Annotated in this window: 23 protein-coding genes; 15 read left to right on the top strand and 8 right to left on the bottom strand. The window is 71.7% G+C overall.

All coding sequences use genetic code 11. From position 1 onward, the window contains the following. Positions 1-43 precede the first annotated feature (43 nt). Positions 44-973: a 5'-3' exonuclease H3TH domain-containing protein gene (locus tag G6R20_RS05255; protein WP_082923805.1), complete on the bottom strand. Its 930-nt coding sequence runs from the start codon at positions 971-973 to the stop codon at positions 44-46. Between the two features lie 93 nt (positions 974-1,066). Between G6R20_RS05255 and G6R20_RS05250 the strand changes: the two genes are divergently transcribed. Beyond that, positions 1,067-2,173, top strand: a complete 1,107-nt coding sequence (locus G6R20_RS05250) for a Xaa-Pro peptidase family protein (RefSeq protein WP_069389235.1) — start codon at positions 1,067-1,069, stop codon at positions 2,171-2,173. Between the two features lie 246 nt (positions 2,174-2,419). On the opposite strand, the gene G6R20_RS05245 is transcribed toward G6R20_RS05250, so the two are convergent. Then, positions 2,420-2,827, bottom strand: a complete 408-nt coding sequence (locus tag G6R20_RS05245) for a PPOX class F420-dependent oxidoreductase (protein ID WP_069389236.1) — start codon at positions 2,825-2,827, stop codon at positions 2,420-2,422. Between the two features lie 105 nt (positions 2,828-2,932). On the opposite strand from G6R20_RS05245, the gene G6R20_RS05240 reads away from it, so the two are divergent. Continuing rightward, complete coding sequence (locus G6R20_RS05240) at positions 2,933-3,712, top strand: SDR family NAD(P)-dependent oxidoreductase (RefSeq protein WP_119191675.1); 780 nt, start codon at positions 2,933-2,935, stop codon at positions 3,710-3,712. Beyond that, entirely contained in the window at positions 3,709-4,938 is a 1,230-nt protein-coding gene (locus G6R20_RS05235) for a cobalt-precorrin-6A reductase (protein ID WP_240341284.1), read from the top strand. Before G6R20_RS05240 ends, G6R20_RS05235 begins: the two co-directional genes overlap by 4 nt. Positions 4,939-4,979: 41 nt before the next feature. Here the strand turns inward: G6R20_RS05235 and G6R20_RS05230 are convergent, their stop codons facing one another. Next, positions 4,980-5,912, bottom strand: a complete 933-nt coding sequence (locus tag G6R20_RS05230) for a precorrin-3B synthase (protein WP_119191674.1) — start codon at positions 5,910-5,912, stop codon at positions 4,980-4,982. A gap of 69 nt (positions 5,913-5,981) precedes the next feature. Here G6R20_RS05230 and G6R20_RS05225 point away from each other — a divergent pair, with 69 nt between their 5' ends. Genes G6R20_RS05225 through G6R20_RS05215 form a run of 3 tightly spaced genes read left to right on the top strand, consistent with a single transcriptional unit; the run spans position 5,982 to position 9,262 of the window. Next, complete coding sequence (locus G6R20_RS05225) at positions 5,982-6,887, top strand: amidohydrolase (RefSeq protein WP_119191673.1); 906 nt, start codon at positions 5,982-5,984, stop codon at positions 6,885-6,887. Next, positions 6,887-8,482: an apolipoprotein N-acyltransferase gene (lnt, locus tag G6R20_RS05220; RefSeq protein ID WP_163375761.1), complete on the top strand. Its 1,596-nt coding sequence runs from the start codon at positions 6,887-6,889 to the stop codon at positions 8,480-8,482. The genes G6R20_RS05225 and lnt overlap by 1 nt, the downstream gene beginning before the upstream one ends. Then, positions 8,483-9,262 carry a polyprenol monophosphomannose synthase gene (locus G6R20_RS05215; RefSeq protein WP_119191672.1) on the top strand — a complete coding sequence of 260 codons (780 nt, stop codon included), beginning with the start codon at positions 8,483-8,485 and terminating at the stop codon, positions 9,260-9,262. It abuts the gene before it with no gap. Positions 9,263-9,380: 118 nt separating this feature from the next. On the opposite strand, the gene G6R20_RS05210 is transcribed toward G6R20_RS05215, so the two are convergent. After that, positions 9,381-9,725 carry an RNA polymerase-binding protein RbpA gene (locus G6R20_RS05210; protein ID WP_067714504.1) on the bottom strand — a complete coding sequence of 115 codons (345 nt, stop codon included), beginning with the start codon at positions 9,723-9,725 and terminating at the stop codon, positions 9,381-9,383. Between the two features lie 157 nt (positions 9,726-9,882). Between G6R20_RS05210 and G6R20_RS05205 the strand changes: the two genes are divergently transcribed. The 6 genes from G6R20_RS05205 to G6R20_RS05180 all read left to right on the top strand — a co-directional run bounded on the left by G6R20_RS05205 (position 9,883) and on the right by G6R20_RS05180 (position 16,312). Continuing rightward, the gene (locus G6R20_RS05205) at positions 9,883-10,239 is read left to right on the top strand and encodes a hypothetical protein (protein WP_119191671.1); all 357 of its coding nucleotides are present in this window, start codon (positions 9,883-9,885) and stop codon (positions 10,237-10,239) included. Continuing rightward, positions 10,236-11,984 carry an alpha/beta hydrolase gene (locus G6R20_RS05200; protein WP_119191670.1) on the top strand — a complete coding sequence of 583 codons (1,749 nt, stop codon included), beginning with the start codon at positions 10,236-10,238 and terminating at the stop codon, positions 11,982-11,984. The genes G6R20_RS05205 and G6R20_RS05200 overlap by 4 nt, the downstream gene beginning before the upstream one ends. Positions 11,985-12,051: 67 nt before the next feature. Further along, the gene (locus G6R20_RS05195; protein ID WP_163375760.1) at positions 12,052-14,406 is read left to right on the top strand and encodes an excinuclease ABC subunit UvrA; all 2,355 of its coding nucleotides are present in this window, start codon (positions 12,052-12,054) and stop codon (positions 14,404-14,406) included. A gap of 29 nt (positions 14,407-14,435) precedes the next feature. Beyond that, the gene (locus G6R20_RS05190; RefSeq protein ID WP_119191668.1) at positions 14,436-14,879 is read left to right on the top strand and encodes a PaaI family thioesterase; all 444 of its coding nucleotides are present in this window, start codon (positions 14,436-14,438) and stop codon (positions 14,877-14,879) included. Between the two features lie 203 nt (positions 14,880-15,082). Beyond that, a complete protein-coding gene (locus G6R20_RS05185) occupies positions 15,083-15,673 on the top strand; it encodes a pyridoxamine 5'-phosphate oxidase family protein (protein WP_119191667.1) in 591 nt (196 codons plus the stop codon). A 9-nt stretch (positions 15,674-15,682) separates the two neighbouring features. Further along, complete coding sequence (locus tag G6R20_RS05180; RefSeq protein WP_119191666.1) at positions 15,683-16,312, top strand: GyrI-like domain-containing protein; 630 nt, start codon at positions 15,683-15,685, stop codon at positions 16,310-16,312. A 2-nt stretch (positions 16,313-16,314) separates the two neighbouring features. On the opposite strand, the gene G6R20_RS05175 is transcribed toward G6R20_RS05180, so the two are convergent. Then, the gene (locus G6R20_RS05175) at positions 16,315-16,761 is read right to left on the bottom strand and encodes a MarR family transcriptional regulator (RefSeq protein WP_132063300.1); all 447 of its coding nucleotides are present in this window, start codon (positions 16,759-16,761) and stop codon (positions 16,315-16,317) included. Positions 16,762-16,821: 60 nt separating this feature from the next. On the opposite strand from G6R20_RS05175, the gene G6R20_RS05170 reads away from it, so the two are divergent. Together G6R20_RS05170 and G6R20_RS05165 are read left to right on the top strand one after the other, a co-directional pair. Further along, a complete protein-coding gene (locus G6R20_RS05170; RefSeq protein ID WP_096905505.1) occupies positions 16,822-17,298 on the top strand; it encodes a DoxX family membrane protein in 477 nt (158 codons plus the stop codon). Positions 17,299-17,322: 24 nt separating this feature from the next. Next, the gene (locus G6R20_RS05165; protein WP_163375759.1) at positions 17,323-18,813 is read left to right on the top strand and encodes an amidase family protein; all 1,491 of its coding nucleotides are present in this window, start codon (positions 17,323-17,325) and stop codon (positions 18,811-18,813) included. A gap of 535 nt (positions 18,814-19,348) precedes the next feature. Here the strand turns inward: G6R20_RS05165 and G6R20_RS05160 are convergent. Continuing rightward, complete coding sequence (locus G6R20_RS05160) at positions 19,349-19,729, bottom strand: SRPBCC family protein (protein WP_163376066.1); 381 nt, start codon at positions 19,727-19,729, stop codon at positions 19,349-19,351. A 299-nt stretch (positions 19,730-20,028) separates the two neighbouring features. Next, the gene (locus G6R20_RS05155; protein ID WP_163375758.1) at positions 20,029-20,811 is read right to left on the bottom strand and encodes an alpha/beta fold hydrolase; all 783 of its coding nucleotides are present in this window, start codon (positions 20,809-20,811) and stop codon (positions 20,029-20,031) included. 107 nt (positions 20,812-20,918) lie between these two features. On the opposite strand from G6R20_RS05155, the gene G6R20_RS05150 reads away from it, so the two are divergent. Next, complete coding sequence (locus G6R20_RS05150) at positions 20,919-21,422, top strand: DUF309 domain-containing protein (RefSeq protein ID WP_096905509.1); 504 nt, start codon at positions 20,919-20,921, stop codon at positions 21,420-21,422. A gap of 59 nt (positions 21,423-21,481) precedes the next feature. Here G6R20_RS05150 and G6R20_RS05145 read toward each other — a convergent pair whose 3' ends face one another. Further along, a complete protein-coding gene (locus G6R20_RS05145) occupies positions 21,482-22,225 on the bottom strand; it encodes an MBL fold metallo-hydrolase (protein WP_069388883.1) in 744 nt (247 codons plus the stop codon). Positions 22,226-22,370 lie beyond the last annotated feature (145 nt).

Genomic DNA, 22,370 nt, shown 5'->3' with positions numbered 1-22,370 from the left:
GGACGAGCGGCGACGGGAACGGGGCGACGGGCGCCTGCCCGGCTCAGACCGCGTCGAGCCCCTCGGTCGCCTCGACGAGCCGGCCGATCGCGCGGGCCTGCCCGGTCGATTCGCCCAGCGCCTCGAGGCGGTCGGAATCCACGGCGCCACGGCGTCCGTCGACGTCGCCCTCGAACCGTACGTCGAACGCCCGGCCGCCCAGGCGGACGACCCCGCGCGCGGCGGAGAGGTAGTCGGCCCCCTCGGTGATCGCCGTGCGCTGGCGGGCGGTGAGCGCCGACCCCGGATCGCCGGCGGCGGCGACGATGCCGTCGAGGTCGCCGTATTCGCGCAGCAGGGCCGCGGCGGTCTTCGCACCGACCCCCGCCACGCCGGGCAACCCGTCCGACGCGTCGCCGACCAGCACCGCGTAGTCCGCGTACACGCGGGCGTCGTCACCAGCGGGCAGATCGAAGCGCTCCGCCACGACCTCCGGGGTGTACGCCAGACGCTTCTTCATCCCCGCTCCCACGTACACCACGGTGGTGCTCGCCGATGCCAGCTGGAACAGGTCGCGGTCGCCCGTCACGACCAGCACCTCGCGATCCCGGGCGGCCAGCGCGGCCAGCACGTCGTCGGCCTCCGCGTCCTCCGCCCACGCCTGGGCGATGCCCGCCGCCCCGAGGATTCCGCGGATCGACTCGACCTGCGGGCCCAGTGACGCGGGGGCGTCCTCCTCGCCGTCGTCACCCACGCGGTGCGCCTTGTACGAGGGCAACAACTCCACCCGCCAGTCCGGACGCCACGCGCGGTCGAGGCCGGCCACCAGGCCGGTCGGGGAGTACTCGTCCACGAGCACGGCCACCATGTCGCAGAAGCCGCGCACGGCGTTGGCGGGGGAGCCGTCCGGGCCGGTGATCTTCTCGGGCACGGAGTGGAACGCGCGGAACCACAAGCCGGCGCTGTCGAGAACCATGAGCGGGCCCTGGGACACCGCGCCTCCTTGATGTCGTCGGGTCGGGAGCGAGTACCTGCCGTCAGGCTAGTCGGCTCCGGCCCACTGCGGCCCCGGCCTACTGTGGAGGACATGAACAGCCCCACTACGCAGATCCACTCGCACCGTCTGGCAGCCGTCCGCGATCGCGCGCGGGACCTCGGGATCGACCACGTGGTGGTGTATTCCGGCGAGGACATGTCCTACCTCACCGGTGAGCGCATGGACTCGCACGAGCGGCTCACCGCGCTGGTCGTGCCCGTGGACGGGGCAGAGCCACTGCTGGTGCTGCCGTCGCTCGAACTCACCGACGTCACCCGGCGAGCCGCCGACCGCGTGGGCGCGAGGATCCACCCGTGGGCGGACGGGACCGACGCCATCGCGCTCGTCACCGGGTCGGTCGCCGGGCGGGTGGCGGTGTCCACCGCCCTGCCGGCGTTGCACCTGGTGCCGCTCCAGGACGGGGTCGACGGCGAGGTGGTCCTCGCCTCGGAGGTGATCGACCACGTGCGGGCCGTGAAGACCGCGCACGAGGTGGGCGAGCTCGCCGAGGCCGCCCGTCGCATCGATGCAGTGCATGCCCGGATGGGGGAGTTCCTGCAGGTGGGCCGGACCGAGGCGGAGGTGGGCGAGCTCATCACCGCCGCCATCGAGGCCGAGGGGCTCACGCGCGCCGAGTTCGTGATCGTCGGCTCGGGCCCGAACGGCGCCGACCCGCACCACGGGGTGTCCGACCGGGTGGTCGAGACCGGCGACATCGTGGTGGTGGACATCGGCGGGCCGCTGCCCAGCGGCTATCACTCCGACTGCACCCGGACCTACTCGATGGGCCAGCCCTCCGCCGAGGTCGCCAAGACGTACGCGGTGCTGGAGGAGGCGCAGCGCCTGGCACGCGAGTCCGTCCGACCGGGGATCGCGATCGGCGAGGTCGATGCCGCCGCACGCGAGCACCTCGCCGCGGCCGGGCTCGGGGAGTTGTTCATCCACCGCACCGGGCACGGGATCGGCCTGGGACTGCACGAGCCGCCGTTCGTCGCACCCGGAGCCGATACCGTGCTGGAGGAAGGGATGACCTTCTCGGTCGAGCCCGGCGTCTACACGACCGGGTCGTGGGGCGCGCGGCTCGAGGACATCGTGGCCGTCACCGCCGATGGCCGCCGCGACCTCAACGACGGCGAGCGCGGCCTGCGCGTCCTCTAGAGTCGGCGGACGCCAGCCTGCCCGCATCCGCTCCCGCCCCTGGCGCCTCGCCCCCCGCCCCTGCACGCGTCCGCCACAGCCGCCCCCGGGCATGTCGTCCGGCCTGCGCCTCGGCTCACGCGAGACGCCATGGCGGCGGGCGGCTATGACCGAGCAGGCGAACCCGGGAGATTCCTCTGATTCCGTCCGGCAGGCCGCGGCCCGGCGCGCACCCAGCGCGCACCCGCCGAGCGCCCGGCCGCGGTGTCAGTCGCCGGTGAACATCTGCTTGGAGCCCAGGACGCGATCCACCTCTATCGCCAACACCACCCGCTCGGGGTTCGGACTCGGCTCGCGGTACCGCAGCGCGTAGCGGCGCTCGCCCTCGCGGACCGAGTCGGGATCCTCGAGGAGGCGGATGGTGCCCTCGAAGGTGAGCCACCGTCCGCGGTCGACGTGCGAGACCGCCGCGCGGCCGCCACGCCGGGCGTTGGCCGCCTTCTGCGATCCCCGCCGGGTGATGACGCGCGCCAGCCCGCCCTCCACGTCGATCGTGAAGCCCACGGCGACCACGTGGGGCGAACCGTCGCGCCGGAGTGTGGTCAGGCTGCCGAGGTGGTATTCGGACAGGAACCGGTGTGCCTCGTCAGAGAGTTCTGCCATCGAGTGGGCCATGACGCCGAGCCTGCCACAGTGAACCGACTGCAGTGAGCCGGCCGCAGTGAGCGGACCGCAGTAAGCCGACGCAGAGCGCGACGCGGTACGTGGGACACTGGGCCCATGCCCACATCCGCAACCCCGTCGTCCCGGTCCGAATCCGGCGGTGAGGTCGTGGTGGTCTTCGGTGGCCGCAGCGAGATCGGTCTGGCCGTCGCCCACCGCCTCGCACCCGGCCGCACCGTCGTGCTCGCGAGCCGCCCCGGTGGCGACGTCTCCGCGCTCGAGGCCCCACTCCGGACCGCGGGCGCCGTCGCGGTGGAGCTCGTGGACTTCGACGCCGACGACCTCGACTCGCACGCCGCGATCGTGGCGGACATCGAGACCCGGGTCGGGGAGATCGACATCGCCGTCCTGACGTTCGGCATCCTGGGCGACCAGGAGGTGGCCGAGCGCGATTCCCGGGCCGCGGCCCGCATCCTGCACACCGACTTCGTGGCGCAGGCCGCGCTTCTCACGGTCCTCGCCGAGCGGATGAAGCCCCGTCGCCGCGGGGTTCTCGTGGCGTTCTCCTCGGTCGCCGGGCAGCGGGTCAGGCGCGCCAACTACGTGTACGGCTCGGCCAAGGCGGGACTCGACGGGTTCGCCTCCGGCATGGCCGACGCCCTGCACGGCACGGGCGTCACGCTGGTGATCCCGCGTCCGGGCTTCGTGATCGGCCGGATGACCGAGGGCATGGACCCCGCACCGTTCTCGTCCACGCCGGACCAGGTGGCGGACGCGGTGGTCGACCGGGTGGAGTCGCGCACGGCGGGTGTGGTGTGGATCCCGTGGCAGCTGCGCGTGATGTTCGCCGTCGCACGGCTCGTCCCGCAGCCGATCTGGAGGCGGATGCCGCGGTGAGCGCTCCACCCCGGTCGGGCGCCGACCCGGCCGCCGTACACCTTGTCGGCACCGGTCCCGGCCCCGTCGATCTGCTCACCGTCCGCGCCTCCCGACTCATCGCCATGAGCGGCACCGTCCTGGCGGAGCCGGGTCCGGTCGGCCCTGGGGCGCTGGGACTGTGCCCGTCGACGGCCCTGGTCATCGACGCCTCCGAGCTGTCGCCGACAGACGCCGCCGCGAGGATGTGTGAGGCCGTCGACCGCGGCGACCGGGTCGTCCGGCTCTATCCGGGCGATCCCACGGACCACCCCGAGCTGCCGGCCCACACCGGCGCCCTCGACGCCGAGGGGATCAGCTGGGAACTCGTGCCCGGCATTCGTTCCGGCGCCCCTGTCGAGGCCCACCGGGACGCGCGGCCCGCGCCCGCCCCGGAGGCCCCTCGGTCTCAGCCCGTCGCCCCGTCCGCGACCGCGATGCCGGGAGGCTCGCCCGGCCTGATCCTGGTGCTAGGGGGCACGGGCGAGGCCCGTCGACTCGCCGACCTCATGGTCACCGCCGGGCTGGACGTCGTCACCTCGCTGGCGGGCAAGGTCACGCGGCCGAGACTCCCCCGTGGGGAGGTGCGGATCGGTGGCTTCGGAGGTGCGGAGGGATTAACGCACTGGATGCGCGAGAACGGCGTCAGCGCCGTCATCGACGCGACCGACCCGTTCGCCGACCAGATCTCGGTGTCCGCGGTCCACGCCGCGCGCGAGACGGCCACGCCGCTGCTCCGCCTGCACCGCCCGCCGTGGACCGAGCAGGCGGGCGACGAGTGGATCCGCGTCCCGAACATGCAGACCGCGGCCCACGTGGTGCGGGAGCGTTTCCGCCGGCCGATGCTCACGGTCGGCAAGCAGGGCGCGTCCGCGTTCGCCGGGGACACCCGGGGGTCGTATCTCATCCGGTGCTCCGAGCCGCCCCCCGGGGCGCTGCCGCACCGCTACCTGCTGGTATTGGACCGGGGCCCCTTCGGGGTGGAGTCCGAGCGGACGCTAATGTCCCGCCACCGGATCGACGTGCTGGTCACCCGCAACAGCGGCGGAGCCACCTCCGAGGCCAAGCTCGCCGCCGCCCGCGACCTGCGCATACCGGTGGTGATGGTGGACCGGCCCGAGACCCCGCAGGCCCCTCGGGTCCCTGAGACCGTGCACTCCGTCGAGGACGCCGCCCGCTGGCTGGTCGAGCGGTTCGGCGCGCGCTGAGCCTGCCCAACTGCTGAGCCGACCTCACCACAGAACCGACCTCACGGGAAAGCCGTCACCCAGGGCGATTCGGCGTCGAAGATCATCCCCATCGGTGCCAGCACCCGCACCACCTGCTCCGCCATCGGTTCGGTGAGTTCGTGCAGGCCGATGACCCGGTCGGCCGAGACGGTGGTCGGACGCTCCACCGCGCCGAGAAATTCGGCGAGTCGGGCGGGAACGACGCCGTCGGGCACCACGGCGAGCAGGCTCACCAGCCCGTCGGCGGTGTCGATCCAGCCCACCCTCGGCACGTCTACATCGGTAGCAGGAGGGGACGTCGGGTCGACGGGAGCGGGGATGGTCCGGGGGTGGGATCCCAGGGCGTCGACGACGAGCTGGTGCAGGTCGCCGGACCCGGGCACTCGCGTCGGTCCCGCCGAACCGGTGAGCTTCACGGCCGCGTCGACCAGCACGGTGGCGGCGTCGGCCACCGCGACCCGGAGCGGGACGGGGTGACCGGCGACGTGGACCCGCGCGCCGCCGTCGGACCCGTCCACCGCCACCGCCAGGTCGGGGGAGTGCGCCAGGACGTCGCCCGACCCGTCGTCGATCCCGAACAGCACCTGCCCGTGCAGGGCGTCAGCCGCGTCGCGGGCGAGCAGCGCGGCCCCGAGCCCCGTCGGCAGGTCGCCGACGTCGTGATGCCCGCCGAGCCGGCCGGCCAGAGGAGAGGCGATGATGTCGCGTCCCCTGGGGTGGGCGACTGCCTCGGGCAGGCCCGCGGCCTCGAGGTCCCGCACCGCGAGATCGATCGGATCCCGGTCCGCGCCCACGATCCGGGCTGCGCCCCTGGCCGTGAGCTGGATGCCGCCGCGATGTCCGGCCGCGAGCTCCGCCAGGGCGGTCCAGTGCTCGGGGCGCAGCCGGCCGCCGGGAAAGCGCAGGGTGTCCCCGGGTCGGGACGACCCGGCCGCGTGGTGGGAGTCGTTCATGAGCACCCAGCGTAGGCGCGGGGGGTGGGCGGCCGGGCCGCCGGTCGGTGCTCGGGGATAATCGCCCGCATGACCGCTTTCCTGGCTACCGGGGGCCGGGTGCTCACGCCCGCCTCACGAGACGCAACCGCCCTGGCACACGAGAACGGGCTCATCGTGTGGGCCGGCTCGGATGCCCCGGGCCCCGCCCTGTTCCGGGGTGCCGAGCAGGTCGACCTGGAGGGGGACTGGGTGGCCCCGGCGTTCGTCGAGTGCCTCCCCGACGGCCTCGACCCGGCGGTTGCGGCCGCCGGCGGCGTGGTGCCCGCCGGTCTGCCGCGCGCACACGGGCTCGAGGAGGTCGAGGAGCGGGTGCGTGCGGGGGAGCGGGTGGTGCTCGACGACACCGTCGACCCGGCGCGCCTCGCGACCGAACTCACCCGCCTCGCCACCGAACTCGGCGGGCCGGCGGTCGCCCGGTGCATCCCGGTCCTCGTCGGCGGGGCCGGGGCTGGGAACGCGGACGGCGACACGCTCGCCGCCCTGGCCGCCGTGGGCACGGTGAGCCTGTTGCGCCCACTCGTCGATGACCTGACGGGGATCGACCTCGTGCGCATCGCCGCCTCCGGCGTGGCGCTGGCCGCGTCCACCCGGGCCGGTGACGAGGTCCGGCCGTGGGACGCCCTGCGGGCCCTGACCTCCGTCGAGGGCGGCCGTGGCCTGTCCCCGCGGGCGGCGTTCACCGCGACCACCCGGGGCGCACACCGGGCGGCCGGCGCGCGCGACGGCACGGCGGGCACCCTCACCCCGGGCACGGCGGCCACCTTCGCGAGGTGGCGGACCGGGGAGCTGGCCGTGATCGCCGCGGACGACGCCGTCCAGCGGTGGTCCACGGACCCGCGCTCCGGAGTTCCTCCGATGCCGGATCTCACCGGACCCGACCCCGTTCTGCGCGCGCTCGTCGTGGACGGCCTGCCCGCCGGCCCCGCGACCTGATGCCCCTGCTCACCAGGCTGGCCTTCGCGGCTGCCGCCGGGGCGCTGCTGGCGGCCTCGTTCCCCCCGGTGGGTCTGTGGTGGACGGCGCTTCCCGCGATCGCCGTCCTCGTCGTCGTCCTGTCCCCGTCCGGCGCCTCCACGGTCCGGCCGCGCACCGGCGCGCTCCTCGGGTTCACCTCCGGCCTGGTCTTCTTCCTCCTCCTGGTGCCGTGGGTGGGCCTGTACGTGGGCGCCTACGCCTCGTGGGGCCTGTCGGTGGTCGAGGCGCTGTACCTCGCCGCGTTCGGCGCCGGCGCCGCGGTCATCCTCCGGGCCGGCCTGGACCCCGGCAACCGGCGCGGCCCGCGTGCGGTCGGCGCCGTGCTCGGGGTGGCCGGCTGGTGGTCCCTGTGGGAGTGGGTCCGCTCGTCCTGGCCCTGGGGCGGCTTCCCGTGGGGACGGCTGGCGTTCGGCCAGGCCGACGGGCCGCTGCTGCCGCTGGCGTCACTGGGCGGCACCCCACTGGTCGGGTTCGCGGTGGCGTCGGTGGGGGCGGCGATCGGCGTCGCCGTCCTGCTCCTCGCGCGCCGTGACCGACCCGTCCGCGCCGCCGCCGGCCTGCTCACGGTGCCCCTGGTGACCGCGGGCCTGGTCGCCGTCGCGGCCCTCGCCCCGACCGGCGGCGAGCCCACCGACACCGTCGAGGTCGCCGTGATCCAGGGCAACGTCCCGCGCCTCGGCCTGGACTTCAACGCCCAACGCCGCGCGGTGCTCGAGAACCACCTGCGCGTCACCGCCGAGTACGCCGACGATGTCGAGGCCGGCACCGAGGCCCCGCCGGATTTCGTGCTGTGGCCGGAGAACGCCTCCGACATCTCGCCGCTGGCCGACCAGCTCGCCGCCGCCCAGATCACCGCCCTGTCCCGCCGTCTGGAGGCACCGATCCTCGTGGGCACCGTCCTGCCCACCGGCGAGGGCCGCGAAGCGCACAACTCTTATCTCGTGTGGGACGGCCGTTCCTCTGGCCCCGCCGAGGGCCCGGTGGTCGACCGCCACGACAAGAAGTACATCCAGCCGTTCGGGGAGTGGCTCCCGCTGCGCGAGCCGCTCGAGGCGCTGTTCCCGATCGCCCGGACCGCCGGGCACTTCATCCCCGGCGACGGCGACCACGTCGTCACCGCGGGCGGGGTGGACCTGGGCGTGGCCATCTGCTTCGAGGTCGCCTTCGACGCCGCCGCCCGCGAGCCCGTCTCCCGCGGCGCGCAGATCCTCACCGTCCCCACCAACAACGCCACCTTCGGCCGCTCACCCATGACGTACCAACAACTCGCGATGTCCCGGGTGCGGGCCGTGGAGCACGACGTGCCCGTGCTGATCGCCGCGACCAGCGGGGTCAGCGCCGTCATCGGCCCCGACGGCGACGTCCGCGCCGAGAGCGGCATCTTCGAGCCCGCGGTGCTGGCGGCGCAGGTCGAGGTGGGCGGGGCCGGTACGATGGCAACCCGACTGGGTGGCATCCCGCAGGCGGTGAGCTGCCTCATCGGGCTCGTCGCACTGGCATGGGCGCTGGTCCGCACCCGGCAACGAGCCGCGACCCGAACCGAGGAGAAGTAAGTGACCGATCCGACGACGCCGGGCCGACACGCGCCGTCCGCGCGCACCCTGGTGATCATCCCGACCTACGACGAGCGGGACAACCTGCCCGGCGTGGTGGAGCGGTTGCTGGCCGCGGCCCCCGAGGTGTCGGTCCTCATCGCCGACGACAACAGCCCCGACGGCACCGGCGAGGTCGCCGACCGGCTCGCCACCGAGGACCCGCGCGGGCGCATCACCGTGATGCACCGCGAGGGCAAGCAGGGGCTCGGGGCCGCGTACATCGCCGGGTTCCGCTGGGGTCTCGAGCGCGGGTACACCGTGCTCGTGGAAATGGACGCCGACGGCAGCCACCCGCCCGAGCGGCTCCCCGCGATGCTCGCCGCCGTCGACGGGGGCGCCGACCTGGCGATCGGCTCCCGCTACGTCCCCGGCGGCTCGGTGGTCAACTGGCCGTGGCAGCGCCACGTCATCTCCCGCGGCGGCAACGTCTACTCCCGGGTCATGCTGGGCGTGGGCATCAAGGACATCACCGCCGGCTACCGCGCCTACCGGGCCGACGCCCTGGCCGAGCTGGACCTCGACGCCATCGAGTCCAAGGGCTACTGCTTCCAGATCGACATGACGTGGCGCCTGCTGAACAACGGGCGCCGGGTCACGGAGGTGCCCATCACCTTCACCGAGCGCACCGTCGGTCAGTCCAAGATGAGCGAGTCGATCTTCCGCGAGGCCGCGGTCAACGTGGCCCGCTGGGGCTGGGAGAAGCGTCGACACCAGCTCAAGGGCCTCGTCGGCCGCTGACCCGGTGCGCGCCGGCTCCGGCCGCACACCGACCCCGGATACAGGAGAACGCCCCGGCCCTGCGGGGCCGGGGCGTTCCGGTGCCACCGGGTGATATCCGGTGACCGCTCGGTACTACCTACCGCGCACCGGCGCGGCGCCGCTTCTTGAGCAGGTCCATCCGCTCCTTGAGCAGCTCCTCGAGCTCCTCCAGGGAGCGACGCTCGAGCAGCATGTCCCAGTGGGTACGCGGCGGCTTGCCCTTCTTGACCTCGACCGCGGGGCCGTCGATGAGCTGGCCCTCCTGGCCGTTCTTGCACATCCAGGCGCCGGGGATCTCGGCGTCATCGGCGAACGGGACCTCGTAGACCTCGCCATTGGGGGTCTGGTACCGCGCCATGCGGCGCGGCGCGAGGTCGGTGTCCCGGTCGGTCTCGTAGCTCACCGCACCGAGGCGGCTGCCCCTGAGGACTCGATCTGCCATGCGAACTCCTTCTGCCGTGTTCGTCTGCGTCAATTCATGCGGATCGACACGACGCTGCGTGGTTCCTGCTTGTGTCAACGCCAGGGGAACCCCCAAATGTTCCCACGTCCCGACACCACGGGCCACCGCGGGGGCGCCGCTGGGTAACCTCACACCCGTGGAACCCGACGCCCGACCCGAGCCGACCGCGCCCCGGAGGGGCGAGGCCTCGTGCGCCTGGTGCGGTCGCCCCGTGGACGAGGGCGGGACCGGGCGCCGGCGCCGCTACTGCCGGCGGTCCTGCCGGCAGCGGGCCTATGAGCAGCGCCGGTCGCTCCGGATGCAGGACCTGCCCGAGGGCACGGTCGTGCTCACCGAGGCCGAATCGACCGACCTGATGGACCGCATGTTCCAGCTGCGCTGCGCCTGCGAGGATCTGCGGACCGCCATCGCCGAGGGCGAGGACCCCGCCGAGCTGGCCCGCATGTCCGAGGACCTGGTGGCGGCGGCGAGACGGGCCGAGCGCCTGCGGTGAGCGAGGACGGAGAGGCCGGTCGGCCGACAGCGGGGACCACGCCCGTCGCCGCGCTCCGGACGTGGTGGGAACGCTGGCGCCCCTCGGTCACCGGCCTCATCGTGGCCGCGCTGGCGGCGTGGGTCTCGCTCATGCCGTCCCTGCTGCCGCGGGCCTGGTACTACCAGGGGGTGGTCACCGGCGTGTCGATGCTGGTGGGCTACGGGGTCGGCGTCGCTCTGAGGACCCTCTGGCTGCGGGTCGTGGCGCCCCGCATCACCCTCCACCCCGACCTCCTCGCGTTCGGTGACCGTCTCCTGACCTTCGCCCGTCTGTCCGCCCCGTACATCCTGGTGGTCTACCTCATCACGGCCACGGCCACGGCGATCCGCTGGCAGGACCAGGTCTCCGATCTGGTGCGCTCACCCCGCCCGCCCTGGGCGGACTACATGAAGATCCCGTGGGTCGCCCTGGCGATCTTCCTGGGGCTCCTCATCGCAGCCCGCGGCATCCGGGCGGGGTACCGGTGGTCGGCCCGCGCGGTGGGCCGCAGGTTCGGCGTGGAGGAGTACACCGCCCGGCTCACGGGCGTCGTGATGGTGGCCGTCCTCGCACTCGGCGTGGTGCAAGGTGTGGTGCCGCGCCTGTTCTTCGGCGGCGCCAACCGTATCTTCAGCGGGCAGAACAACGAGGACCTCCCCGGCGCGCGACCGCCGACGGCGCCCGAGCGATCCGGGTCCCCGGACTCCGTCGTGGACTTCGGGGACCTGGGCCTGCAGGGCCGACGGTTCGTGAGCGGCGGCCTCGACGGGCAGCACCTGGGGGATCTGTTGGGCGAAGACGCGCCCGAGCCGATCCGGGCGTACGCCGGTCTGGAGTCCGCACCGACCGACGACGAGCGTTCCGCCCTGGTGGTGGAGGAGCTGGAGCGGACCCGGGCCTGGGAACGTGAGTCGGTGGTGATCGCCCCGACCACCGGCACCGGGTGGATCAACCCCCACGCGGCTCAGGCCATCGAACTGCTCTCCGGTGGCGACGTGGCGATCGTGGGCACCCAGTACTCGTACCTGCCCAGCTGGATCTCGTTCCTCGCCGACCGCGAGAAGGCGGAGGTGGCGGGCCGGTCACTGATCGAGGCGGTGGTGACCTGGCGCGACTCCCTCCCACCGGGTCGGCCGCAGCCGAAGCTGTACGTCTACGGCGAGAGTTTGGGCACCCAGGCCGGCGAGGCGGCGTTCTCGGGGATCCGCGATATCCGGGCGACGGTGGACGGGGTGCTCTGGGTCGGCCCGCCCAATTCCAACCACATCTGGCACGCGCTCGTACAGCGACGCGACCCCGGTACCCCGGTCACCGAGCCGGTGTACGCGGACGGCCTGCTGGTGAGGTTCTCGGAGGATCCCGCGGAGTTCCGCGACGACGACACCCCGTGGATCCCGCCGCACGTCCTGTACGTCCAGCACGCGACCGACCCGGTGGTGTGGTGGACCCCGGATCTGCTGTTCGACCGCCCCGCGTGGCTGGCCGAACCGCCCGGCAAGGGCCGACATCCGGGCATGTTCTACATGCCCGTGTTGACCCTGTTCCAGGTGACCGCGGACCTCGGAAACGCGATCGGCGGGTCGCAGGGCTACGGCCACCTGTACGACCATCAGATCCTCGACGGATGGGCGGCCGCGACGGGACGCGAGGGATGGGACGACGACGAGTTCCAGCGGTTCGCCCGACTGCACGCCACCGCGATGGAGCAGCAGGACCGCGGCTGACGCCCTTTCCCGCCGGGGGCCCGCGGTCTAACGTTGCCGCTGAGCGGACAGGCTGAGGAGACCCGGGATGAGCGCCCACACGGCAGACACGCACGACACCATCCGCGTCCTCGGCGCGCGGGAGAACAACCTCCGGTCGATCGACGTGGATCTGCCCAAGCGGCGGCTCACGGTGTTCACCGGCGTCTCCGGATCCGGCAAGAGCTCGCTGGTGTTCTCGACCATCGCGGCGGAGTCGCAGCGGATGATCAACGAGACCTACAGCGCGTTCCTCCAGGGCTTCATGCCCACCCTGGCGCGGCCGGACGTGGACGTGCTGGAGGGGTTGACCACGGCGATCGTCGTGGACCAGGAGCGGATGGGCTCCGACCCCCGCTCCACGGTCGGCACCGCCACGGACACCGGGGCGATGCTGCGGATCCTGTTCAGCCGTCTCGCGCAGCCGAGGATCGGCGGCCCCAAGGCGTACTCCTTCAACGTCGCGTCCGCCTCCGGGGTCGGCACACTGAAGAAGGCCGACGGAACCCGGCAGAAGGCCGAGTTCTCCATCACCGGCGGGATGTGCGTCCGCTGCGAGGGTCGCGGATCAGTCTCCGATTTCGACGTCGACGCGCTGGTGGACCGCTCCAAGTCCCTGTCCGAGGGCGCGATCACCGTCCCCGGATACTCGATGGACGGCTGGTACGGCCGCATCTACTCCGGCTCCGGGTTCTTCGACATGGACAAACCGGTGGGGGAGTTCACCGATCGGGAGATGCACGACCTGCTGCGTAAGGAGCCGGTCAAGGTCAAGGCCGACGGCATCAACGTCACCTTCGAGGGCCTGATCCCCAAGATCCAGAAGTCGATGCTGTCCAAGGACGTCGAGGCGATGCAGCCCCACATCCGCGCGTTCGTCGAGCGGGCCGTTGTCTTCACCCCCTGCCCCGAGTGCGACGGCACCCGGCTCAACGAGGGGGCCCGGTCCTCCCGGATCGGGGAGAGAAACATCGCCGACGTCTCGGCGATGCAGATCACCGATCTGGCCGAGTGGCTGCGCGGTCTCGACGAACCGTCGGTCACGCCGCTACTGGATGCGCTGCAGCACACGCTCGACTCATTCGTGGAGATCGGCCTGGGGTACCTGTCGCTCGACCGCCCCGCGGGCACTTTGTCAGGCGGCGAGGCACAGCGGGTCAAGATGATCCGCCACCTCGGTTCCGCCCTGACCGACGTCACCTACGTGTTCGACGAGCCGTCGATCGGCCTGCACCCCCACGACATCCAACGCATGAACGGGCTGCTCCTGCGGCTGCGCGACAAGGGCAACACGGTCCTGGTGGTGGAGCACAAGCCGGAGACCATCGCGATCGCCGACCACGTCGTCGACCTCGGACCCGGCGCCGGCTCCGAAGGCGGTCGGATCTGCTTCGAGGGATCGGTCAGCGGGCTCCGCGGGAGCGACACCGTCACCGGCCGGCATCTCGACGACCGCGCCGCGCTGAAGAACAGCGTGCGGGCGGCCACCGGGCGGATCGAGGTGCGTGGTGCGACAGCCCACAACGTGCGAGGCGTGGATGTGGACATCCCCCTCGGGGTGCTGTGCGTGGTGACCGGTGTGGCGGGGTCGGGCAAGAGTTCGCTCATCCACGGCTCGGTGTCGCCTCGCGACGGGGTGGTGGCGATCGACCAGGCCGCCATCCGCGGGTCGCGGCGCAGTAATCCGGCGACCTACACGGGACTCCTCGAACCCATCAGGAAGGCGTTCGCCAAGGCCAACGGCGTCAAGCCGGCGCTGTTCAGCCCGAACTCCGAGGGCGCGTGTCCCACCTGCAAGGGCGCGGGCGTTATCTACAGCGACCTGGCCATGATTGCCGGCGTCGCGACGACGTGCGACGACTGCGAGGGCAGGCGCTTTCAGGCCGAGGTGCTCGAGTACCGGTTCGGTGGCCGGAACATCGGCGAGGTGCTGGCGATGTCCGTCGCCACGGCCGAGGAGTTCTTCGCCGGGGGAGAGGCGCGGATCCCCGCCGCGCACAAGATCCTCGCCCGGCTCCGCGATGTCGGCCTGGGCTACATCCGGCTCGGTCAGCCCCTGACCACGCTGTCCGGTGGCGAGCGTCAGCGGCTCAAGCTGGCCGCCCAGATGGCCGACAAGGCCGAGGTCTACGTGCTGGACGAGCCGACCACGGGCCTGCACCTGGCCGACGTCGCGACCCTGCTGGCGATGCTCGACCGGCTGGTCGATGCCGGGAAGTCGGTGATCGTGATCGAGCACCATCAGGCCGTGATGGCCCACGCGGACTGGATCATCGACCTCGGTCCCGGCGCCGGTCACGACGGCGGCCGGATCGTGTTCGAGGGCACCCCGGCCGAACTCGTCGCCGGTGCCTCCACTCTCACCGGCGAGCACCTGGCGAGGTACGTGGCTGCGGCGACCTAGCCGGAACCAGCAGCGGGTAGAAAGAGCGGATGACCGATTCCGGCGGGTTCCCTGATGCCAACTCCTCCGACGCCAGCGTCTTCGTCCGGGCGTCCGGGCTCGTCGTCGACGAGGTGACCACCACCTCGCTGCGCGGCCACGCGGACCTGGGGGAGGGGCACGTCACGGCGTGGGGGACGGTCCACGGCGGCGTCTACGCGAGCATCGTGGAGTCCGCCGGCGGTGCGGGAGCCGGATTTGCGGTCGCTGACCGGGGGCAGATCGCGGTCGGCGTCCACAACGGCACCGACTTCCTCCGGCCATCCACCGGCGGGCGGGTCGAGGTCTCCGCGCATGCCCTGTTCCAGGGCCGCAGCCAGCAGCTGTGGGATGTCGTGATCAGCCAGGCCGAGGGTGGAACCGTGCTCGCGCGGGGCCAACTCCGGCTGCAGAACGTGCCCAGGCCGGACACCGCCGCCACGCCCGGACGCTGAGTACTCAGCGGAGCTGCGCTGCCCTGCGTGTGCCCTCGTCACCGAGACGCATGCCACCGGGATGGTCGGCATCATGCCCGGTCAGGCGGTCCGTCCGAATCTCTTGTGCAGCGCCTGTGTGCTGACACCGAGCACCATGCCGATCTCCGCCCAGCTCATGCCCTGCAGCCTGGCGTGCCGCACCGCAACCTATATTGACGACCATGGCAGCCAACCACTACCCGGGAATCGCGTACGGACCGGCGGTGAGGGCCCGGCAGAACGCCGTGGGGGTCACCCTCCCCGTCGCCACCGGTGACTTCGCCCTCGAGGGCACCGATGTCGCACTGATCCGGAGCGCCGACCACTTCTCCCTCTCGACCGTCACCGAGTCGGGCTGGCCGTACACGCAGCACCGCGGCGGCCCGGCGGGATTCGTGCACGTGGTCGACGACACGACCCTCGCCTGGGCCGAGTTCCCGGGCAACCACCAGTACGTCTCCACGGGCAACGTGGATCACGACGGACGCGTCTGCCTGCTCTTCGTCGACTATCCGACCCGACGGCGGTTGAAGGTCTTCGGTCACGCGCGCACGGTCGAGCCGGACAGCGACCCCGACCTGATCGACCGGCTCCGGGCCATGGGGGAGAAGCGGTACTCCGGCCGCGTGGAGCGCGCGATCGTGGTGGACGTCGTGGCCGCTGACGCCAACTGCAGCAAGCACATCACCCCACGGTGGAATCGCCGGTACATCGACGAGTTGACCGCGGTGTACAAACGCCGGATCGCCGAACTCCAGGCCGGATCGGCGTAGCCTGCTGCCATGGTCGGTGACCCGCCCAACTTCGACATCAAACGCGAGCGCAGGGACCTCTACAGCGGCAAGGCCGGCAGAGTCGACCTGGTCGAGGTGCCCCCGATGGACTTCCTCATGGTCGACGGGCAGGGGGATCCCGATACCGCGCCGGAGTACAGGGCCGCCGTCGAGGCGCTGTACGCCACGTCCTACGCCGTGCGCGCCGCCGCCCGGGCCGCGCTGGGACGGGTCCACACGGTGGGCCCGCTCGAGGGCCTCTGGTACGCCGACGACCCGCGGGTGTTCACGGCCCGCGACAAGGACGCCTGGAGTTGGACGATGATGATCTGGCAGCCGGACTGGGTCACCCCGGACATCCTGTCCGCCGCCATGGAGAAAGTGACGACGACGACGGTGCCGGACGCGCACGAGCGGGTGCGGTTCGACGGGTACGCCGAGGGGTCGGCGGTGCAGACGCTGCACGTGGGCCCCTACGACGACGAGGGCCCGATCATCGCGCGGATGCACGAGGAGATCATCCCCTCACACGGGGCGACCCCGTCGGGCCACCACCACGAGATCTACCTCTCGGACCCCCGTAGGTCCGATCCCGCCAGACTCAGGACGATCCTGCGTCAGCCGATCACGATCGGCTGACGCTACTGATCGCCGCGATCGACTCCTTCGAGCGAGGTCACGAGACGCTGGGCCAGGGTCCGCAGCTGGACGAGGTCCTCCTGCGGCATGTCCACCCTGTCCAGCAGGGAACACTGGATCGTCTCGGCTTCGGCGCGCAGCCGCCCGCCGGCCTCGGTGAGGTGCACGTGGACACTCCTCCCGTCGCCGACGGAGCGGGACCGCTCGACCAGTCCGGCATGCTCCAGCCGTGCGAGCAGAGGGGAGAGGGTGCCCGAGTCGAGGAGTAGTCGGTCGCCCAACTGGCGGACCGTCAGCCCGTCCTCCTCCCACAACACGAGCAGGGCGAGGTACTGCGGATAGGTGAGGCCGACCGACGCCAGGGCGTGGCGGTAGGCCGACGTCGAGGCGCGGGAGGCGGCGTAGAGGGCGAAGCAGACTTGCTCTTCCAGTCGGAGATCGGGATCCATCACCCGAGTATCGCCCATTTTTAGGTTGCGCTCAATTAAGTTGTGCGCAACACTACCCCCATGGACAAACTGGACCGGCCCCTGAAGAACTCGCGATCCCGCACACCGGTGCGCCGCCGCAGTGCGGGGGAGGTGGTCCGACATCTCGGACGATGGGCCCTCGGCGCCGCCCTTCTCGGGGCGGGGACCGGGCACCTGACCACCATGCGCGAGGAGTTCCAGGCACAGGTCCCGACGTGGGTCCCACTCGACCCGGACTTCGTGGTCGTCGCCTCCGGCGTGGTGGAACTCGGACTCGGCGCGGCGCTCATCCTCGCACCGGCGCGATACCGGCCGGCGGTGGGCGGCGTGACGGCGGCGTTCTTCGTCGCGATCTTCCCCGGCAACATCTCTCAGTACGTGACGGGCACGGACGCGTTCGGACTCGACAGCGACCGCGCACGCCTCGTGCGGTTGTTCTTCCAGCCCGTCCTCGTCGCGTGGGCCCTGTGGTCCACGGGCGCCTGGCGCGCCTGGCGGAACCGGAACAATCGCTGATCGCGCTGCGTAGACTCCGGCCCCATGCGCTTTGACGAGTTCCGAAGTCACGATGCCCTCGGTCTCGCCGCCCTCGTGCGGCAGGGCGAGGTCACCCCGGGCGACCTGCTCGACGCGTCGATCCAGCGCGCCGACGGTGTCAATCCGCGACTCAACGCGATCGTGCGCCGGCTGGACGGGCCGGCTCGCGCCCGGGCGACCGAGGAACTGTCGGGCCCGTTCGCCGGGGTGCCGTTCCTCCTCAAAGATCTCGGTCAGGACTACCGGGGAACACCCACCAGTGGCGGGTCGCGTCCACTGGCCGACGTACCGGCGACCGAGCACGCGACCGTGGTCCGGCGGTGGTTGGACGCGGGCCTGGTGGTCTTCGGCAAGACCAACACCCCGGAGTTTGGGGCCAAGGGAATCACGGAGCCCGAACTGTTCGGCCCCGCCAGGAACCCATGGGACACCAGCCGCAGCCCCGGGGGCTCCTCGGGCGGGTCCGCCGCCGCGGTCGCGGCCGGCATCGTCCCGGTCGCCGGGGCGAGCGACGGCGGCGGTTCGATCCGCATCCCGGCCGCGTGCTGCGGGCTCGTCGGCCTCAAACCCGGCCGCGGACTGGTCCCGATGGGGCCCGCGCGCGGCGAGGCGATGCACGGCGCGGCCACCAATGGCGTCATCTCGCGGTCGGTTCGCGACTCGGCTGCGATGCTGGACGTCCTGATGGGAGGGGAGCCGGGCGGGCCGTACGTCCCGGCCACCCCGTCGGAGTCGTTCCGGTCCCAGGTGGGGGCGGACCCCGGACGTCTGCGGATCGGCGTGTGCACCGCGTCCTCGATCAATTCCTCACCCCACCCTCAGGCTCTCGCCGCTGTGGAGACCGCTGCCAGAGCGCTCGAGGATCTCGGCCACCACGTCGACATCCTCGAGTCACAACCCGTGGACGACCTGGCTCTGGCCCGCGATTTCCTCACCAGCTGGTTCGCCTACCTCGCGTGGTCGGTCGAGGACACCAAGCGCCGGACGGGGTGCGCCGACCGGGACTTCGAGACGGACACGCGGATCGTGGCGGCACTCGGCCGGGCGCAGAGCAGCGTGGACTATCTCGATGCCGTGATGCGGCGGGATCAGTACGTCGGCGAACTCACCAGCTTCTTCGAGGGCTACGACTTGCTCATGACGCCGACGCTCGCAGATCTCCCGCCGCACATCGGCGCCCTGGACACGCCGCCGCTCGCGCGTCGCGCGGCGACCGCTTTGCTCGCGACGCGCACAGCTCCGCTGTTGCGACACTCGGGATTCGTGGAGTCGCTCATCGACGCCAACCTGAGCTGGGTGCCGTACACCCAGCTGGGCAACCTGACCGGTCGGCCGGCGCTGTCGCTTCCGCTGCACTGGACGCCCGAGGGCGTCCCCATGGGGGTGCACTTCACCGCCGGACTCGGGGGCGAGTCGATGCTGCTGCGTCTGGCCGGCCAGCTGGAGCAGGCACTGCCGTGGACTGACAGGCAGCCGGCGGCTCTGGGCGGATGACCCCGCAGGCGTACTGCGTCGGGGACACCCACCCCCGAAACGTCACAGTGTCGAATCGGAGCTGACTGGCGGGACCACCGGCAACAGTGGCGGATAGATGCCGCGGGGCCCACGTGCGGATTCGCACGGTAAACCGACGATGTCCACGACCCGGGGCCTCGCAACGAACGACGGCGACGGATCGCCGCCGGGGAACTCAGGCCATTGCAGAACTCAGGTCATGTCCGCGGGGAGGACACTGAGGAGCCACTGGTAGAGATCCACCAGAGGGTTGTGGATGAGCATGAAAGCGTTCTCGACTGATCCGCGCATGATGTCGCACCTTTCTCTACCGAGCGACACGGTGTCGCCTCAGTGACCATTCGTGGCAGTGTGCACGGCGGATGGTGACGAACTCCGGAAGCTTCTCACCGGACCACCCACTCCCGAAGTGCCGATAATCTACATTATGTAAAGTTCGAATACCGCTGTCCCATCCCCATCGGCGCGGTGGTCACATGCCACCGTCCTGCTGCGCGATCCACGCCGACGCCTCTCAGTGAGCTCGTTCGACTGAGATCCGTTCGATGCGCGTCAGCGCGATGGCGAGCACCGGCAGGTATCCCGCCGCCCAGACCGGAGCACCGAAGCTGAGGACACAGCCACCCGGTACCTCGATCACCTCGTGCCGGGTAGCGCTCACTCCTGCCACCTTCCACGCCCAGAGCCGCCCCTCCACGAACTCGGTGATCTCGAAGGGCAGGGACAGCCCCACCGCGGTCCTGACAGTCCCTCGCGTACCGGCCCTCAAGCCGGAGTCACCGTCGATCCGCGCCCCCGAGACGGTGGGCCCCCATCGCGGCCAGGTCTGCACATCGGTGATGACTGACCACACCGTCTCCGCATCCACGTGCATCCGCAGTTCGGTCGTCCACATCCCTCGGCGGAACGTACTTCGCATTCTCAGTACCGAACTCAGCGCAGCGGAACTCAGTGCAGCCGAACTCAATGCAGCCGAACTCAGTGCAGTGGCGGACGCGAGGTGTTTCATCGTCCGGCCCGGCTGTCCGGCTCCCGGGCTTCTCCGCCCTCGCCACGCGGTGGGCTACTCCACCACGTTGATGGCGGTCTCCCCCGGTCGCGGGTGTGACGGATCATCAGCCCATGGTGGCAGAGCATCGTGCGGGCGCAACCGCCCATGGTGGTCATGACGCCACGACGGCGGTATGCGCCGGGTCAGCTGGTCCGGTCCAGGATGAGCCGAGCCGCTTCCCGGGGCGCGTCCCATTGCGGGAAGTGACCGCACCTATCGAACCAGTGCAGTGTCGCGTCGGGGAACGCGCGGGCGGCTCGCCGGGCCTGGGCCGGGAGTGTCACCAGATCGCGACGCCCCCACCCGATGGTGACCCGTCCCGGGACCGTGCCCGCGGGGGCACCCTGCTGCGGGGGGCCCTTCGTGAGCGCGTCCATCGCCGGGCCCGTCGCCGGTGCGTCCGCCAGCCCGGCCACGTCAGGCAGCACGGTCTGTGCCGACAGCGCCCATGGCCGCGCCGACAACTGCGCCAGCACGGCGGTCCGACTCATCGGATTGCCCAGGAGTGCCGGGAGCGCTCCGCGCACAGCGCTGACCAGGGCGATCGACGGCCGCAGGGTGGCGCTGAAGATCGCCAGCTCGCGATCACTCCAGAATCCGCCGGGGTCCAGCGCCACGGTGTCGCCACCGACGCCGCGCCGGGCCAGCTCGAGAACGATCCGCCCACCCATCGACTGTCCGGCCGTGGACACCCCGTCCAGACCCGTCTCCTCGATGAACCGGGCGACGGCGTCAGCCAGCGCCGCTATGGACACCTCACCCTCCAGCGGTGGGGACTCACCGAAACCCGGCAGGTCGACCGCGATGACCTCGCGACGCGCCGCCAGATCGTCGATGATGGGTTCCCACGATCGCCACCCCGCGCCGAGTCCGTGCACGAGAAGTAGAGGGCTCCCCTGCCCGCGTCGAACATGATGCAACGTCATGGGACAAGCCTACGGAGCGCGCGCGGAGGAGAGCGCGCGCGACGTGTCACGATCGGGGCCCGTGTCCGAGGTGGCCGGCCGTCGTCAACAGATGGGACGATGGCGCCATGCGCACCCCACCCGGCATGGACCGTGATCGCGACGAAGACGGCCGCGCGCGCAATTCGCGCCCTCGCGATGAACTCGGTCGGCCGTTGCCGATCGGCAGCGTCGGTGTCGAGCGTATCCCCGAGGATCTCGATCTGCCCCCCGCCCGATCGCTGGAATGGGCACAGGATCTGCTGGACCGCGGCCTCGCGTTCAATGCCCACGAAGTTCTCGAGGGTGCCTGGAAGGCCAGTCCCGATGACGAGCGCATGCTCTGGCAGGGCCTGGCCCAGTTGGCGGTCGGCATCACCCATATCCAGCGCGGCAACACCAAGGGGGCATTGTCGCTGCTCGCCCGTGCCGCCGAACGTATTGGCCACGGCGGCGGCCCCGCGCCTCACGGGATCGATGCGACCGGGTTGATTTCCCACGCTGACGCACTCATCGCCACCGTCGAGGGGGGCGACGAGCCCTCTCCGGATCAGCTGACGCCGCGGCTGCGCGTCCCGTCAGCTCTCCCCTGACCTCCGCCAGACACTCCTCCCCTCGGGTCTCCCTGCGCTCGTGCGGTGATGCGCTCTGATCAGTGTTCGCCGACGGCGCGGGCGTGTCCGACCGCGGCGTCGACTCCGTGGGTCCAGGGGTCCCCGTGGCCGGGCAGGACGGTCGAGGCCCCGGTGGCGGCGACCGGGCCGAGAGACTCCATCGCGCGGGCGGTGTCGGCCGTGGCCGCCGAGGCGACGATCTGCGGTCCCGTGGCGCCGGTGTACGGGTCCAGGGTGACCAGGGCGTCCCCGCTGATGACCGTGTCCCGGTCGGGTAGGTGCAGGATGCAGTGTCCTCCGGTGTGCCCGGGGGCGAACATCGCCACGGGACGACCCGGGACGTCGAGAGCGGGACCCACCGGTAGCTCCTCGGTGTCCTCGACCCCCTTGATCGTGAGAGCGCCGGCCATGGCCATCCTTCCGAGCACGGGAAGCGACCGGGGATGGGTGAACGGGTACAGGAAGCGGTTGCGCTGGGGTGTGTAGCTGTAGGGGTGCGCGGCCAGGTGTCCGTCCGCGGGGTGCACCAGCACCGGCACCTCCAGCTCGACCCGGGCGCGCCGTGCGAAGCCGACGTGGTCGAAGTGCCCGTGGGTGAGTACGAGAGCCCGCACGTCGGCGGGACCACGGCCCAGCCGACGGAGTGTCTCGGTCATGAGGTCCCACATGCTCGGCAGGCCGGCGTCGACGAGGGTCACCCCGTCATCGTCCTCCACGAGATAACAGTTGACGTGGGCATGCGCCAGGCGGTGGACCCGGTCGGCGACTTCGGTGGCGTCCACGGTGCTCCTCTCCGTCGGTGTCTCGGGCGGTCGACCGCGGATCGCGTCGACGTCTCACCCGCCCGCGGTTGCGCCCGCAGTTGTGTGACGAGGCTGCTCGCCGTCCGGCGCTCTCGCAACCGCTGGCCCCGGGCCACCTGGGTAG

It is taken from the genome of Dietzia sp. Alg238-R159 (assembly GCF_900537145.1).
GTDB classification, from domain to species: Bacteria; Actinomycetota; Actinomycetes; order Mycobacteriales; family Mycobacteriaceae; genus Dietzia; species Dietzia kunjamensis.
This window is presented reverse-complemented; position numbering and strand designations above follow the sequence as displayed.